This window comes from Streptomyces sp. NPDC037410 (genome assembly GCF_055602235.1).
This window is the reverse complement of the sequence record NZ_JBVJWR010000001.1, coordinates 248,515-263,877: the sequence shown is the minus strand read 5'-3', so window position 1 is coordinate 263,877 and position 15,363 is coordinate 248,515. Positions and strand designations below refer to the sequence as shown.

The following is a 15,363-nucleotide window of genomic DNA, read 5'->3' as shown; positions in this document are numbered from 1 at the left end:
CAGGTTGCGGTAGGCCGCCGCTGTCGGGGCCGTGGTCTCGGTGGTCACCCCTCCAGTCAAGATCCGGGGGAGGGGCACGGCGCGCCCAGTTGCTCCGTACGAGGGAGGGGTGCGGCTTCGCGCACGTACGGCACTACGGCCACGTCACCGTCGTCGGCGGGGTGCCGTCGTCCTCGACGCGCAGCCGGGCGCCGCCGCCCTCCCCGGCCGCCACCTCGACGGTGATCGCGCCGACCCCGGGCCGCCGGTGCGCCGCCGCGAGCGCCCCGCGCAGGACGGCGAGGAGCCGGTCCGCCGTCTCCTCGTCGACGAGCGTGTCGACCGCGCCGGAGAAGTGCACGGACGGCTGGAAGCCGAGCGGGACCGCGGCCCCGCCGGTCTCGCGCAGGACCCGCCCCCGGAAGGTCGACGGCGCGTCCGCGGGCGGCTGCTGGAGCGCGAAGATGGTCGTCCTGACCTCCTGGATCGTGGAGTCCAGCTCGTCCACGGCCCGGCCGAGCAGCGCGTCCTCGTCGGAGGAGCCGGCCGCGCGCCGCCGGGTCGACTCCAGCATCATCTCCGTGGCGAACAGCCGCTGCACCACCAGGTCGTGCAGGTCCCGCGCGATCCGGTCGCGGTCCTCGAAGACGGCGAGCCGCTCCCGGTCGTGGCGCGCGTCCGCGAGGACGAGGGCGAGCGCGGCCTGCGAGGCGAACTGCGAGGCGAGCAGCCGGTCCACCGCCGAGTACGGCGGGCCGCCGCGCCGCCGGGGCAGGGCGAGGGTGCCGATGAGCTTCCCGCCGCTCTGCAGCGGCAGCATCATCGACGGACCGAAACGGGACCGGACGTGCGTCGTCATCCGCGGGTCGGTCGCCGAGTCCTCGATGAAGACGGGCTCCCCGCCGAGGAGCTGGACGAGGACCGGGGAGCCGGGCGCGATCGTCGTGCCGACGAGATCGCCCGGGTCGTCCCTGGTGGAGGCGGCGACGATCTCCATCCCGCCCTCCTCGGTGGGCTGGAGGACGACCCCGGCCGAGGCGTCGGCGAGGATGCGGGCCTGCTCGGCGACGGTCGTCAGGGCGTTCTCGGCGGTGGCGCCGGTGAGCAGGGCCGTGGTCACGGCGGCGGCGCCCTCGATCCAGCGCTCCCGCTGACGGGCCGTCTCGTACAGGCGGGCGTTGCCGATGGCGATCCCGGCCTGGGAGGCGAGGACCCGGAGCAGGGCGAGGTCCTCCTCGGTGAAGGGGCCGCCGCGCTTCCCGGTGAGGTGCAGACGGCCGAAGACCTGGGCGTGGACGCGGATCGGGACGCCGGTCGAGCGCGCGTCGGGCGTCAGGTCGTCGGGGCGGCGGAACCGCCGCCGCTCCTCGTCGGTCATGCCGGAGGTGAAGAGCTCGGTGAGCCGGGGGCGCTCGGGGTCGACGACCCCGAGCGCCCCGTGGCGGGCTCCGGTCAGCTCGGTGGCGGAGTCCACGATGTGCTGGAGGGTGGTGCGGAGTTCGAGGTCCGTACCGACGCCGAGGACGGCTTCGAGCAGCAGGGGCAGGCGGGCGGAGTCCTCGTCCGCGCCCGGGGCCCCGGCGTCCTCATCCATGATCGTCATGGTCTCATTGTCGTACGAATCGCTCGGTTCTGGCCGATATCAGTCGTCATCGGCGAGGGGGTCCCGCTCGGCCAGCGGGTCGAGGACCATCGGCTGGACCTTGCCCTCCAGCATCGCGCCGAGGCCCAGGACCGCGCAGACGTCGGGCCGTTCGGCGATGTGCACGGGCATGCCGGTCGCCTCGCGGAGCATCTGGTCGAGGCCCGGCAGTAGCGCGCTGCCGCCCACCATCATGATCCCGCGGTCCGCGAGGTCGGCCACCAGGTCCGGCGGGCAGTCCCGCAGCACCTTCCCGATGCCGTCGAGGACCGCCGTCAGCGGGGTGTGGATCGCCTCCCGTACGGCGGCGGTGTCGACGGTCACCGAACGGGCCAGGCCCGTGGCGACGTCCCGGCCGTGGATCTCCGTCCAGGCGGGACCGGACGTCGTCAGGCCGTTGCCGCTGAGGGCCAGTTGCAGCGGGCGCACCGACTGGCTCGGCAGCATCAGCTCGTGGTGGTGGCGCAGGTGCTGGATGACGGCGTGGTCGATGGCGTCGCCGCCGACGGGCATCCGCTCCGCCGTGACGATCGCGCCGAGCGAGAGCACCGCGACCTGCGTGGTCGCCGCGCCGCACACCAGGATCATGGTCGCGGTCGGCTGCTCCACGGGAAGCCCGCAGCCGACGGCCGCCGCGATCAGGGTGTCGACCAGCTCGACCCGGCGCGCCCCGAGCCCGACGAGGGTCTCCACGGCGGCGCGCTGTGCGAGCGGATCGCTGTCGTGCGGGGTGCAGGCGGCCGCGCGCAGCCGGGGCTTGCGGCGCAGCTGCCGGCGCAGCTTCTCGCCGAGGAGGTGACGGAGCATCCGCTGCGCCATCTCGATGTCGACGACCGTGCCGCCCGAGACCGGGCGGACGACCCGGATGTAGTCGGGGGTGCGGCCGGTCATCTTCTCGGCGAGCGCGCCGACGGCGATCAGCGCTCCGGTACGGGTGTTGACGGCGGCGACGCTCGGCTCGTCGACGACGAGTCCGGCGCCCTTGACGTAGACCCGGGTGCGGGCGGCACCCAGGTCGACGGCGACATGGCAACGACGCAGCTGATCAAGGCTGACGGTCACGGCGGGATCCTCCGGAGTGCGGTGCTGGCACGGGCGAGGCGGGTCGCGAAGCGCGGTCCTGTTGGCATCGTCCGGCCGCGCGCGGCGCGGCGCGCGCTGGGCTGAGCCGCCCGGGGTTCCGGTGCGGGCGGTGTCGGAGGCCGCACTGCGGGTAGCGATGGTTCCGGAGGCCATCCTTCCCGAAGCGGGAGAATCACGGCGCACCGCCGCCGACCTGCGGTTTCCACACAGGATCCTCACGTCCTCGCCTACCTGACGCCGCACCTGGCCGCATAGCCTGCGGGGCCCATGGACTACTGCCACGCGTGCCGGCGGCACCTCAACGGGGCCCTCGCCTGTGCCGGGTGCGGGACTCCGGTCGAGGAACTGCGGTACGAGCCCCCCCACATACCGGTCCACACCCCGGCCCACCCCCAGGTCCACACCCCGGACCTCGGCTACGGCTACCCGAACGAGCCGACGCCGTACGACGCCCCGACCGGGCACGCGGCCTACGGCGCGACGACGTACGCCGCGCCCGGCCAGGCGACGGCCTTCGAAGCCCCGGGTCAGGCGACGGGCTTCGAGGCCCCCGGTCGGGCCGCGGCCTTCGAAGCCCCCGGTCAGCCCGCGAGCTTTGCCGCCCCCGCTCAGGCCCCGCCGTACGGCGGCGTCCCCGGCCGTCCCGCGATCTACAGCGACCCCGCTCGCCCTGGCGTCTATGGCGACCCTGCTCGCCCCGGCGACCACGGCGGACCCGGCGTCTACGGCGACCCCGCTCGCCCTGGCGTCTACGGCGACCCCGTTCGCCCCGCCGCCTACAGCGGCTCCGCTTCCCCCGCCGCCTACGGCGAAGCGACCCCGCCCGCCCGCGACGAGCCGTCCCCGGACGACGACGGTGCCGTCGACGACGCCCCGGACCGGCCCGCGCCCGAGCACGTCTTCGAGCTGGACGTCCTCGAACCGCCGCGCTCCACCCCCGGCGGGCGCCGTGCCGCCCGGAGCCGCTCCGCCGCGCGGCGGGGGAGGAGGCCGGGCCCGCGCCGGGGGGGCCGTACGGTCCTGGTGGGAACGGTGGGCCTGGTCCTCGCGGCCGGGACGCTGACCCTGGCGAGGTTCGCCTTCGAGGAGCCGCCGCAGGACGGCGCGGCCACCGCCGTGGAGGAGCTGGAGGTCACCGAGCCCCCGCTCACGCCGCCGCCCGTGGAGACCACGGAACCGTCGCAGGGATCGAGCCCGTCCCCGGCGACGGACGCCCCGAGCTCCGTCCCCGCCCGCCCACGCCAGGTGAGCACGGGCTCCGGCTCGGGCTCCGGTACGGGTACGGGTACAGGCACAGGGTCCGGCACCGGCATCGGCACCGGCACCGGCACCGGCACGGGAAGCGGCACCGTCCCGACCGCCGCGCCGACGGCCACCGGCCCGGCCTCCCCGTCCGTCACGCCCACCGCGACCTCGTCCGCGACGGAGAGCGGCCCGCCGCCGAGCGGCTCGGCGGCGACGCCCGGCGGACCGGTGCCGTCGACCACCGGCCCCACCCCGACCCAGACCCCGACCCCCAGCCCGACCCCGACGTGCACCCGCTTCCTCTGGTGGTGCGTCTAAGACGGCGTCACGCCACGTCCGCGCCCAGCATCCGCTTCAGCAGGTCACGCAGCAGGGTCCGCTCGGTCTCGGTCAGTTCGCCGAGCGGCTCGCGGGCGAAGTCGAGGGAGTCGCGGAGGCGGCGGGCGGTGTCGCGGCCCTCGTCCGTGGGGACGGCCAGTTTGACGCGGCGGTCGGCCGGGTCCGGGCGGCGTTCCACCAGACCCCGGGCCTCCAGGCGGTCGACGATGCCCGTGATGTTGGAGGGCTCGCACTTGAGCTTCTGGGCGATGCGGCGCATCGGCAGCGGGTCGAGCGAGAGCAGGCCGAGGACCCGGGCCTGGGCGCCGGTCAGCGCGTGCTGCGCCGCCGCCTGCTCGTACTCCGCGTAGTAGCGCGCCACGACCGTGCCGATCAGCTCGACGACTTCGAGGGTCAGGGGGTCCGTGCGTGAGGTGGGCATGAGGACGAGTCTACTCCGATACTTGACAACATGAAATATCTAGGCGCATGGTTGTTTGAGGTACTGAACCTTTTCTGATCTCAAGCTTTTCTGGAGGCCGTGCTCATGTCCGTTCTTCCCGCGTCCAGCCGTGAGTGGCACCTCGTCGCCCGTCCGCACGGCTGGCCCGTCCCGGCGGACTTCGCCCTGCGCGAGACCCCGGTCGCCGAGCCCGCCGAGGGCCGCATCCTCGTGCGCAACCTGCACTTCTCCGTCGACCCGTACATGCGCGGCCGGATGAACGACGTCAAGTCGTACGTTCCGCCGTTCAAGCTCGACCACCCCATGGACGGCGGCGCGGTCGGCGAGGTCATCGCCTCCAACGCCGAGGGCTTCGCCGTCGGCGACCACGTCCTGCACGGCCTCGGCTGGCGCGAGTACGCCGACGTCCCGGCCCAGCACGCCACCAAGGTCGACCCGGCGCTCGCCCCGCTCTCCGCCTACCTCGGCGTGCTCGGCATGACCGGCCTCACCGCCTACGCCGGCCTCTTCGAGGTGGCCTCCTTCAAGGAGGGCGACGCCGTCTTCGTCTCCGGCGCGGCCGGCGCCGTCGGCAGCCAGGTCGGCCAGATGGCGAAGCTCAGGGGCGCCTCCCGCGTCATCGGCTCCGCCGGCTCCGACGAGAAGGTGAAGTTCCTCGTCGAGGAGCTCGGCTTCGACGCCGCCTTCAACTACAAGAACGGCCCGGTCAAGGACCAGCTCCGCGAGGCCGCCCCGGACGGCATCGACGTCTACTTCGACAACGTCGGCGGCGACCACCTCGAAGCCGCGATCTCCTCGCTCAACGTGCACGGCCGCGCCACCATCTGCGGCATGATCGCCCAGTACAACGACACCGAGCCGGTCCCCGGCCCGCGCAACATGGCGATGATCATCGGCAAGCGGCTGCGGCTCCAGGGCGTCCTCGTCGGCGACCACTACGGCCTGCAGAACCAGTTCGTCCAGGAGGTCGGCGGCTGGCTCGCCTCCGGCGAGCTGAAGCACCGCGAGACCTTCGTCGAGGGCATCGAGAACGGCGTCGACGCCTTCCTCGGCCTGCTGCGCGGCGACAACACCGGAAAGATGATCGTCTCGACGACCCGCTAGTCTTCCCTCAGCCGCCGCGATCGTGGGCGCGAGTCGTCGGCGGAGCGAAAAGGAAGACATCAGCATGTCCATCCAGCACTCCGACGTTCTCTACACCGCCGTCGCCACCGCCGAGAACGGCCGCGACGGCCGTGTCGCCACCGACGACGGTCAGCTCGACGTCGTCGTCAACCCGCCCAAGGCCATGGGCGGCTCCGGCGCCGGCACCAACCCCGAGCAGCTCTTCGCGGCGGGCTACAGCGCCTGCTTCCAGGGCGCGCTCGGCGTCGTCGCCCGCAACGAGAACGCCGACGTCTCCGGCTCGACGGTCACCGCCGAGGTCGGCATCGGCAAGAACGACGACGGCTTCGGCATCATCGTCAAGATCTCGGCGACCATCCCGAACGTGGACGCCGAGACCGCCAAGAGCCTGATCGAGAAGGCCCACCAGGTCTGCCCGTACTCCAAGGCGACCCGCGGCAACATCACGGTCGAGCTCGCCGTCTGAGACCCGGACGCGCACACCGCGCGAGGACCGCACCCCGACCGGCCGGGGTGCGGTCCTCGCCGTGTACGGGAGCGCTACGGCATCATGGCAACGGTTCACGGTCAGGGGGAGTCGGGTGTCGTCGTACAACGGGTCGGAGCAGGCCGGTCACGAGCTGCTCGGTGGGCGCTACCGCCTGGGCGAGCGGCTCGGCCAGGGCGGCATGGGCGTCGTCCGGCGGGCCACCGACGAGCTGCTCGGGCGCCCGGTCGCCGTCAAGACCCTCGCGCTCGACTCCGGCGCCGACCCGGCGGGCGCCCTGCGGGAGGCCCGGGTCGTCGCCCAGGTCCGCCACCCCCATGTGATCGTCGTCCACGACGTCGTCGAGCACGACGGCATGCCCGCCCTCGTCATGGAGCTCGTCGACGGCGGCTCGCTCGCCGACCGGCTGGCCGCCGGCGAGGTGCTGTCCCCCCGGGAGGCCGCCCGGCTCGGGCTCGACCTGCTCGACGCGCTGTCCGCCGCGCACGCCCGCGATGTGCTGCACCGGGACGTGAAGCCCGCCAACGTGCTCCTGGAGAAGGACACCGGCCGGGCCGTGCTGACCGACTTCGGCATCGCGAGCCTCCCCGGGGCGACGACGCTCAGCGGCACCGGGGTCTTCATCGGCACCCCCGAGTACACGGCGCCGGAGCGGATGCAGGGCGACGACGCGGGACCCGCCTCCGACCTGTGGTCGCTCGGCGCGCTGCTGTGCGCGGCGACCACCGGCACCTCGCCGTTCCGCCGGGACTCGATCGGCGCCGTCCTGCACGCGATCGTGTACGAGGAGATCCGGCCCTCCGACCGGCTCGGCCCCCTCGTGAGCGTCGTCCAGGGCCTCCTGGAACGCGACCCGGCCCGCCGCCTCGGCGCCCCCGAGGCACGCAGGATGCTCGCCGCGTGCGCGGCGGGGGAGGAGCCGGCGGCGGGTGGCGCGGACGTCCCCACCCTGCGCGAAGCCGCCTCGGGGGAGACCGGCGCTCCGGCCGCCGGACGCCGGCGGCTCACCGTGCCGCTCGTCGCCGCCGCCCTCGCGGTCTGCGTCGCGGTGGCGACCGTGGCGGTGCTGCGCGCCGTCCAGGACGACGATCCCGCGACGGGCGCGCCGCCGGCCCGTACGGGAAGCCCCTCGGCGACCTCCGTCCCGACTCCCGGCCCCACCACGACCACCGATCGCGCCCCGAAGGCCTACACGTACGGGGAGGTCACCGATGCCGACGGGTTCACCGTGATCGTCCCGCACGGCGCGCTCCGCTCCACCGACGGCCAGCGGGTGATCTACACGACGGCGGACGGGGCCCTGCGGGTCGGGATCAGGATCCGGCCGATCCCGGCGGGCGGGGCGATCGGTGTGATGCGGTCCTCCGACGCGAGCGGCCCGAAGGACTATCCGGGGTACGGCGACGCCACGGTCGAGGAGACGACGCACAAGGGACTGCCGGCGGCACGCTGGGAGTTCACCTGGAACGGATTCACCCCGGCCGAGGGGGCTCGCCACACCGTCGACCTGTGCTGGGAGCGGGGCGGCACCCTGTACGACCTGTGGGCGTCCGCGCCGGTCGGCCGCGCCGACGAGGCCGTACGGGCTCTCGACAAGGCCCTCGGTTCCTTCCGTGCGACCGGCGGCTGACCTGCACCGGCGCCCCCCGGAGGCACCGATAGGGTGGCCCCCATGCGTGATTTCGGGGCGGGTTTCAGGTACTTGTTGCGGGGCCAGAAGTGGGTCGGCGGGCACGGGCGCCGGCTCGGGTTCGGACTGCTGCCCGGGCTCGTGACCTTCGCCCTGTACGTCGGCGCGCTCGTCGGCCTCGGTTACGGCGCCGACGACCTGACCGCCTGGGCGACGCCGTTCGCCGACGACTGGACCTCGCCCTGGCAGGGCCTCCTCCGCGGCGCCCTGACGGGGCTCGTCTTCGCCTTCGGGCTGTTCCTCGCGGTGATCACCTTCACCGCCGTGACCCTCCTCGTCGGCCAGCCCTTCTACGAGTCGCTGTCCGAGGAGGTCGACCGCAGCGAGGGCGGCGAGGCGCCCGAGTCGGGCCTGCCGCTCTGGCGCGAGCTGTGGATCTCGGCCCGTGACAGCCTGCGGATCGTGCTGCGGGTCGCGCTCTACGGCGTGCTGCTCTTCGCCTGCGGGTTCATCCCCGTCGTCGGCCAGACCGTCGTGCCCGTCATCGGCTTCTGCGTCTCCGGCTTCTTCCTCACCGAGGAGCTGACGGCCGTCGCGCTCCAGCGCCGGCGCGTCGAGCTCAAGGAACGGCTCGGGCTGCTCCGCGGCCGCCGGATGGCCGCCCTGGGCTTCGGCGTCCCGCTGACGCTCGCCTTCCTGGTGCCGTTCGTCGCCGTTTTCCTCATGCCGGGAGCGGTCGCGGGGGCCACCCTGATGGCCCGTGACCTGTGCGGAGAGACCTCTGGTGACGGGGCCGACGACGCCGACGCCGCCGCCGAGGAGGACGGGCGGGACCGGTCCTCAGCCGTCGAGGACCGGGTGTAGTTCCGGGCGGGCGTCCCACCAGGCGCGGTGGAAGGCGTTGTTGCCGACGTTCGCCAGGTACGCGCGGGCCGCCGCCCGGTACAGCAGCTCCGCCTGCGGGGCCGGGACCGCCGCCCGGTTCCAGGCCAGCCGGATCCGGCCCGTCACCGGGTCGCCCTCCAGGGGACGCAGGACCGTGCCCTCCGCCGCCGGGGCCGTCGGCTGGCTCATCGAGATCGCCCGGCCCGCCGCGATCAGGTCGTAGTGCATCTTCCGGTCGGCCACCCGGTGCCGCAGCGAGGGCGTGAACCCGGCCTTCTCGCAGGCCGCGACCAGCGCCTCAGGGCCGCCGTCGTCGTCCTCCACCAGCGTCATCCAGGACTCGCCCGCGAGCTCGGCGAGCGCGATCCGCTCCCGGCCCGCCAGCGGGTGCGCCGCCGAAAGACGCACGCAGAAGGGCTCCTTGGGGACGAGGGTACGGGCCGTGGTCCCCTCGGGCAGCGGCACCTCGTGGTCGTTGACCTCCCCGTACAGGACGGCGTCGTACCGTCCCGCGCCGAGCTGCCGGGTCAGCGTCGTCGCCGAGTGCTCCACGGTGACCGCGATCTCCCGCCCCGCCACGACCTGCTCCAGCTCCCCGAGCAGCCGGTCGACGAGGACGAGCAGGATGCAGCCGAGCCGCAGCGGGGTGTGCGGGGCGACGGCCCGCGCCCCGGCGACGAGCGCGTCCATCTCGCCGAGCACGAGCCGCGCCTTGGCGAGGACGAACTCGCCCAGCGGGGTGGGCTCCACGCCGTGCCGGCCGCGCAGGAACAGCTCCCCGCCGGCGACCCGCTCGATCCTCCGCAGCTGCGCCGAGAGGGCCGGCTGTGAGACACCGAGCCGCCCGGCGGCCCGTCCCAGACTGCCCGCTTCCGCTATCCGGCAGACGGCCTCAAGATGCCTCAACTCCAGCTGCATTTCAGCAGCGTACGCAGCGGCGCTCGGGCGCACCATAACCCGCGTCTTATGCCCGATGAGATGTCCCGAACTGGCCATGTCCACGCCCATACTCGGCGCGACGATCCGTCTCCCCCACCCTTGAACGGAGCACGACGTTGCACCCGACCAGACTCACGGCGGCCGTGGCCGCCCTGGCGCTCTCGGCGAGCCTCGCGACCGCCCTCGCCGGACCGGCGACCGCGGCGACGCCTCAGGCACAGCCCGTACCCCAGGGCCACGGCAAGGCGCTCGCCCTCGCCGCCGCCGACAAGGCGGCTAGCAGCGGCCTCGACGAGCTGCGGCACGGCGCCGACGAGAACCTCGTCCGGACGTCCGTCACCCCTTGGACGAACGGCCTGTACTACGCCTCGTACGAGCGTACCTACCGCGGCCTCCCGGTCGTCGGCGGCGACGCGGTCGTCGTCTCCGACAGCTCCGGCAGGGTCCGCGAGGTCACCGGCGCCCCCGCCCCGGCCATCAGGCTCTCCACGAAGGCGAAGGTGACGGCCGCGGCGGCCCTCGCCGCCGCCCGGAAGCAGCTGGCCTCGGTGGAGAGCGCGAGCGCCCCGGAGCTGACCGTGCTCCTCAAGGGCGGCAGGGCCGTCCTGGCCTGGCACACCCTGGTCATCGGCCGGACCGCGGACGGCGCCCCCAGCTCCCTCGCCACCTATGTCGACGCGCGCACCGGGTCCCTCGCCCAGTCCACCGACAAGATCCTGGACGCCGACGGCCGCGGCTACCACAACGGCAACGTCACCATCGACACCGCCGCGAACTCCATGACCGACTCCTCGCGCGGCGGCTTCCAGTGCGGCGGGCAGGGCGGCGGCGCCTACACGGGCTCCTCGCCGTGGGGCAACGGCGGCGCCAACGACCTGGTGACCGCCTGCGTCGACATCATGTACGCGGCGCAGAAGGAACACTCCATGGTCAAGGAGTGGTTCGGCTACAACGGCCAGAACGGGCAGGGCGGCATGGTCCCGGCCCGCGCCGGCCTCGGCGAGGTCAACGCCTACTACGACGGTACGAAGACCACGTACGGCCACAACCAGACCGGCAGCATGCAGCTCACCGGCATCGACGTCGTGGCGCACGAGTACGGCCACGAGATCTTCGACAAGACGCCGGGCAGCTCGGGCTCGTCCAACGAGAACGGCGGCATGAACGAGTCGACGGGCGACATCTTCGGCGCGCTCACCGAGCACTACGCGAACAACCCGAACGACACCCCGGACTACACGGTCGGCGAGAAGCTGAACTTCCTCGGCGACAACAAGCCGATCCGCTACATGTACAACCCCTCGCTCGCCGACAACGCCCCCAACTGCTACCCGCAGTTGACCTCCGGCACCGAGGTGCACGCCGCGGCCGGCCCGCAGAACCACTGGTTCTACCTGCTCGCCGAGGGCTCCAACCCGGGCGGCGGCAAGCCCGGCAGCCCGATATGTTCCGGCGGGCCCTCCTCCGTGACCGGCATCGGCATCCAGAAGGCCGGCAAGATCTTCATGGGCGCCCTGCTCATGAAGACCTCCTCGTGGAACCACCTCGCCGCCCGCAGGGCGACCCTGACCAGCGCCAAGAACACCTACGGCAGCGCCGAGTGCAACGCCGTGAAGGCGGCCTGGAACGCGGTCGGCGTGCCGGCCCAGTCCGGTGAGACCGACTGCGGCGGCACCACCACCCCGGACTTCTCGCTCGCCCTGAACCCGTCCTCGGGCTCGGTCCAGCCGGGCGCCTCCGTCACCTCCACGGTGAACACCTCCACCACCGGCGGCAGCGCGCAGACCGTGCAGCTCTCCGCGAGCGGCGCCCCGAGCGGGGTCACCGTCTCCTTCAGCCCGTCCTCGGTGACCTCCGGGTCCTCGTCCACGATGACCGTGCAGGTCGCGGCGGGCACCGCCAACGGCACGTACCCGATCACCGTCACCGGTACGGGCTCCGCCACGCACACGGTCACCTACCAGCTGTCGGTCGGCACCACGACCCCGCCCACCGGCTGTGACACCACCGAGTACACCTACCAGGGCACCCTGTCCTCCGGTCAGGCCGAGGCGCAGCCGGACGGCTCGTACTACTACTCGGCGAGCTCCGGCACCCACGTGGGCTGCCTGCGCGGTCCGGCCGGCACCGACTTCGACCTGTACCTGCAGAAGTGGAACGGGTCGGGCTGGGTGGACGTGGCCGTCGGCGGCACGGCGACGGCCGACGAGGACACCAGCTACTACGGCACCGCGGGCTACTACCGGTACGTGGTCCACGCGTACAGCGGCTCCGGCGCGTACACGCTGGGCCTGAGCGCCCCGTAAGGGGGTGATCGGGGGTGCCGTCGCGGACCGGGGGTTCCGTGACGGCCTCCCCGGAGGGCCGGACGGTCGTATGTCCCACGACCGTCCGGCCCTTCCCGCGCGGTCAGCCCACCTCGGCGAGGACGAACCCGGGCTCCTCGGGCCCCGCGTCCGCGATCCGCCCGCCGTCCGGGCCCCAGGCGCCGGCCCTGCCCGTGCCGACGCCGTCCTCGTTGGGCCCGAGGACGTTGCCGAGCACCACGTGCAGGCCGAAGTCCCGGGCCCGTACGGGATACACCTTCTCGAAGGAGTCGTTGTCCGCGCCGAGGACCGAACTCGCCAGGTACACCGCGCAGTCGTCGGCCGCCGCCCGCTCGGCCAGCTCGGGGAAGCGGTTGTCGTAACAGGTGGCCAGGGCGAAACGGACCCCGTCGAGCATGAACCGCCCGTCGGCGGCGCCCGGTTCGAAGGCCTCCAGCTCGATCCCGTACAGATGCCGCTTGTCGTAGCGGGTGAGGAGCGAGCCGTCCGGGCCGATCACGAGCGTGGTGATCCCGGCGCCCGAACCGGCCGTGCGCACCGGCCCGTTGACCACGGCCGCCGCGCCGACGGCCCGGCACGCCTCCCGCACGGGTTCGAGGCGCGGGTCGTCCTCGGTGAGGACGAGACCGGGGGTGTCCCGGATCAGGGAGGGCTCGTACCCGGTCAGGCACAGCTCGGCGAAGACGACCACGCGGGCCCCCTCCGCCCCCGCCGCCCGTACCAGACCGGCGATCGTACGGACGTTGGCGTCGATGTCCCCGGCGGCCGGGGTGAACTGGGTGGCTGCGACGATCATGACGGCCATCATCGCAGCCCGAGGTCGAGCAGGGTCCGGGCCGTCTCCTGGAGCAGCGCCAGGAAGGCCGTGGCCGCCACCGTCGGCACCGGCGGGGTCGCGGCACAGATCGCCCGGTACGGCACGTCGTCCGGGTGGATCGTCACCAGCGCCACGTCGGGCCGTACGGACGCGGCCGCGAGCGCCGGTACGAGGGTGACGCCGAGCCCCGCCGCCACCGCGCCCAGCTTGGCGATCCAGTCGAGCGCGAGCAGGCCGGTGCGCGGCCGGAACCCGGTGGCGACGACGGGCCGGAACAGGGTGTCCTCCAGGCGTTCGTTGGCGACGATCCACTCCTCGCCGGCCAGGTCCGCGAGCCGCAGGTCCCGCTGCCCGGCGTGCGGATGTCCGCGCTCCAGGGCCACCAGCATGGGCTCGTCCAGGAGGTGATGGAGCGTCACCCCCTCCGGCGCCGGACCGCTCGTCGCCGGGCTGACCACCGCCAGGTCCTCCTCGCCGGCCGCGACCAGCCGCAGGTGCTTGACCGAAGGCCCCTCGACCCGGGTCACCACGACCCCCGGATGCCGCGCCCGGAAGGCCGCCTGGGCGCGGGGTACGAGCGCCGCGCCCGCGCTGGAGAAGGCGCCGAGCCGCAGCAGCCCGCCGTCCAGGGTGCGCAGCGCCGCCAACTCGGCCCGCGCCAGGGCCAGTCGGTCCCGCACGGCCTCCGCGTGCGGCAGCAGCACCCGGCCCGCCTCGCTCAGCCGCACCCCGCGCGGCAGCCGCTCGAACAGGGGCGCGCCGGTCTCGTCCTCCAGGGCCTGGATCTGGCGGGACACCGCGGACTGCGTGTAGCCGAGGACGCGGGCCGCGGCGGTGAAGGACCCCTCGCGGGCGACGGCGAGGAACGCTTCGTACGAGCCATGCGGAGTGGACATGGCAAGCATGCTAGACAGTCGCTTGTCGCATGAGAGGGGCGGGCCTAGCGTCGAGGACATGACCTCGCCCTCGCAGCAGACCTCCCGGCAGACCCCGCAGAAGATCGCCTTCCTCGGCCTCGGATCCATGGGCCTGCCCATGGCCCGCCGCCTCCTCGACGCCGGACACCCGCTCACCGTCTGGAACCGCACGGCCGCCAAGGCCGACGCCCTCGTCGCCGACGGCGCCGTCCGCGCCGCGACCCCCGCCGAGGCCGTCCGGGACGCCGACGTCGTCGTCACGATGCTCGCGGACCCGGCCGCCGCCCTCGCCGTCGCGGACGAGCTGATCCCCGCGCTGCGCCCCGGCACCCACTGGATCGACACCTCGACCGTCGGCCCGGACACCGTCGCCGCCCTCGCCGCCCGGATCCCCGCCGGGGTCACCCTGATCGACGCGCCCGTCATGGGCAGCGTCGACCGGGCGGCCACCGGCGAGCTGCTGATCCTCGCGGGCGGCGACACCGCGCCCGTCGCCGCCGTCCTCGACCTGCTCGGCACCGTCACGCCCTGCGGCGGGCCCGGCACGGGCGCCGCCCTCAAGCTCGTCCTCATCAACGCCGCCATCGGCGGGGTCGCCGTCGTCGCCGAGGCCCTCACCCTCGCCGGCTCCCTTGGCCTGCCCCGCGAGCTCGCGCTGCGCACCCTCGCCGCCGGCCCCCTCGCGGGCGCGGTCGCCCGGGCGACCGCCACCGGCTCGTACTTCCCGGTCGCCCTGGCCGCGAAGGACGTCGCCCTGGCCACGGCGGCGGCGAAGCTCCCCGTCCTGGAGGCCGTCCACGCGGCCCTGACCGAGGACCCGGCCCTGCTCGGCGAGGACCTGGGGGTGATCGCCCGCTAGGCCGGGGCGTCGCTTCCGTAGAGGAGGCGTACGAAGTCCCGGAAGGCGCCCGGCATGTCCACCGCCGACGGGTCCAGGAGCCACTGGTACTGGAGGCCGTCCATCACGGCCGTGACCAGCGGCGCCGCCCGCTCCGGGGTGAGTCCGCCGGGCAGCCGCTCGCCGAACTCCTGGCGCAGGGTGGCCGCCATGCTCGCCCGCACCTGCGTGTACCGCTCGGTGAAGAACTCCCGCGCCGGGTGCCCGTCGGTGACGCTCTCGCCGAGCAGCGCGGAGAAGGTCTGCACGATCCCCGGCCGCATCGCGTTGTACTCGACGAGGGACTCCATGAGGTCGAGCCGCCAGCCCTCGCGGTCCCGGCCCCCGCTCGTGTCCCAGCGGTCCCGCTCCTCCAGGACCGCGACGAGCAGCGCCTCCTTCGTCGGGTAGTAGTGCAGCAGCCCCTGCTGGGTCAGTCCGACGCGCTCGGCGACGGAGCCGAGGGTGGCGCCCCGGTAGCCGCGCTCGGCGATCACTTCGAGGGCGGCGCGCAGGATGTCCGCGCGCCGCTCCTCGCTCCTGGCCCGCACCATCGCCGTGGCCCCCTTTCACAGGTTCGTCCGTCCGACAGGACCGTACCTCCTCATCATGACCCATAAATAACAGAC

Annotated in this window: 14 protein-coding genes; 7 read left to right on the top strand and 7 right to left on the bottom strand. The window is 73.8% G+C overall.

The features are described from left to right. Positions 1-133: 133 nt before the first annotated feature. Positions 134-1,582, bottom strand: a complete 1,449-nt coding sequence (locus ACZ7HT_RS01240; RefSeq protein WP_471158472.1) for a GAF domain-containing sensor histidine kinase — start codon at positions 1,580-1,582, stop codon at positions 134-136. A 39-nt stretch (positions 1,583-1,621) separates the two neighbouring features. Beyond that, complete coding sequence (gene mreB / locus ACZ7HT_RS01235; protein WP_471158470.1) at positions 1,622-2,683, bottom strand: rod shape-determining protein MreB; 1,062 nt, start codon at positions 2,681-2,683, stop codon at positions 1,622-1,624. Between the two features lie 288 nt (positions 2,684-2,971). On the opposite strand from mreB, the gene ACZ7HT_RS01230 reads away from it, so the two are divergent. Further along, positions 2,972-4,267, top strand: coding sequence for an SCO2400 family protein (locus ACZ7HT_RS01230; protein WP_471158468.1), 1,296 nt, complete (start codon positions 2,972-2,974; stop codon positions 4,265-4,267). A gap of 7 nt (positions 4,268-4,274) precedes the next feature. Here ACZ7HT_RS01230 and ACZ7HT_RS01225 read toward each other — a convergent pair whose 3' ends face one another. After that, positions 4,275-4,709: a MarR family winged helix-turn-helix transcriptional regulator gene (locus ACZ7HT_RS01225; protein ID WP_471158466.1), complete on the bottom strand. Its 435-nt coding sequence runs from the start codon at positions 4,707-4,709 to the stop codon at positions 4,275-4,277. A 105-nt stretch (positions 4,710-4,814) separates the two neighbouring features. Between ACZ7HT_RS01225 and ACZ7HT_RS01220 the strand changes: the two genes are divergently transcribed. The 4 genes from ACZ7HT_RS01220 to ACZ7HT_RS01205 all read left to right on the top strand — a co-directional run bounded on the left by ACZ7HT_RS01220 (position 4,815) and on the right by ACZ7HT_RS01205 (position 8,836). Then, a complete protein-coding gene (locus ACZ7HT_RS01220) occupies positions 4,815-5,834 on the top strand; it encodes an NADP-dependent oxidoreductase (RefSeq protein ID WP_471158464.1) in 1,020 nt (339 codons plus the stop codon). Positions 5,835-5,898: 64 nt separating this feature from the next. Continuing rightward, positions 5,899-6,321 carry an organic hydroperoxide resistance protein gene (locus ACZ7HT_RS01215; RefSeq protein WP_030693363.1) on the top strand — a complete coding sequence of 141 codons (423 nt, stop codon included), beginning with the start codon at positions 5,899-5,901 and terminating at the stop codon, positions 6,319-6,321. A 115-nt stretch (positions 6,322-6,436) separates the two neighbouring features. Beyond that, entirely contained in the window at positions 6,437-7,972 is a 1,536-nt protein-coding gene (locus tag ACZ7HT_RS01210) for a serine/threonine-protein kinase (protein WP_471158461.1), read from the top strand. Between the two features lie 42 nt (positions 7,973-8,014). Next, positions 8,015-8,836, top strand: coding sequence for an EI24 domain-containing protein (locus tag ACZ7HT_RS01205; RefSeq protein WP_471158459.1), 822 nt, complete (start codon positions 8,015-8,017; stop codon positions 8,834-8,836). On the opposite strand, the gene ACZ7HT_RS01200 is transcribed toward ACZ7HT_RS01205, so the two are convergent. After that, positions 8,813-9,775, bottom strand: a complete 963-nt coding sequence (locus ACZ7HT_RS01200; protein ID WP_471158457.1) for a LysR family transcriptional regulator — start codon at positions 9,773-9,775, stop codon at positions 8,813-8,815. The genes ACZ7HT_RS01205 and ACZ7HT_RS01200 overlap by 24 nt on opposite strands. 137 nt (positions 9,776-9,912) lie before the next feature. Here ACZ7HT_RS01200 and ACZ7HT_RS01195 point away from each other — a divergent pair, with 137 nt between their 5' ends. Continuing rightward, positions 9,913-12,102: a M4 family metallopeptidase gene (locus tag ACZ7HT_RS01195; RefSeq protein WP_471158455.1), complete on the top strand. Its 2,190-nt coding sequence runs from the start codon at positions 9,913-9,915 to the stop codon at positions 12,100-12,102. A gap of 103 nt (positions 12,103-12,205) precedes the next feature. On the opposite strand, the gene ACZ7HT_RS01190 is transcribed toward ACZ7HT_RS01195, so the two are convergent. Next, on the bottom strand, positions 12,206-12,919 hold the full coding sequence (locus ACZ7HT_RS01190) for a carbon-nitrogen hydrolase family protein (protein ID WP_471158453.1): 714 nt from the start codon (positions 12,917-12,919) through the stop codon (positions 12,206-12,208). 8 nt (positions 12,920-12,927) lie between these two features. After that, positions 12,928-13,845, bottom strand: coding sequence for a LysR family transcriptional regulator (locus ACZ7HT_RS01185; RefSeq protein ID WP_471158451.1), 918 nt, complete (start codon positions 13,843-13,845; stop codon positions 12,928-12,930). 49 nt (positions 13,846-13,894) lie between these two features. Here ACZ7HT_RS01185 and ACZ7HT_RS01180 point away from each other — a divergent pair, with 49 nt between their 5' ends. Beyond that, complete coding sequence (locus ACZ7HT_RS01180) at positions 13,895-14,716, top strand: NAD(P)-dependent oxidoreductase (RefSeq protein WP_471158449.1); 822 nt, start codon at positions 13,895-13,897, stop codon at positions 14,714-14,716. Here the strand turns inward: ACZ7HT_RS01180 and ACZ7HT_RS01175 are convergent. Beyond that, positions 14,713-15,288: a TetR/AcrR family transcriptional regulator gene (locus ACZ7HT_RS01175; RefSeq protein ID WP_471158448.1), complete on the bottom strand. Its 576-nt coding sequence runs from the start codon at positions 15,286-15,288 to the stop codon at positions 14,713-14,715. The two genes, ACZ7HT_RS01180 and ACZ7HT_RS01175, sit on opposite strands and share 4 nt — an antisense overlap. Positions 15,289-15,363 lie beyond the last annotated feature (75 nt).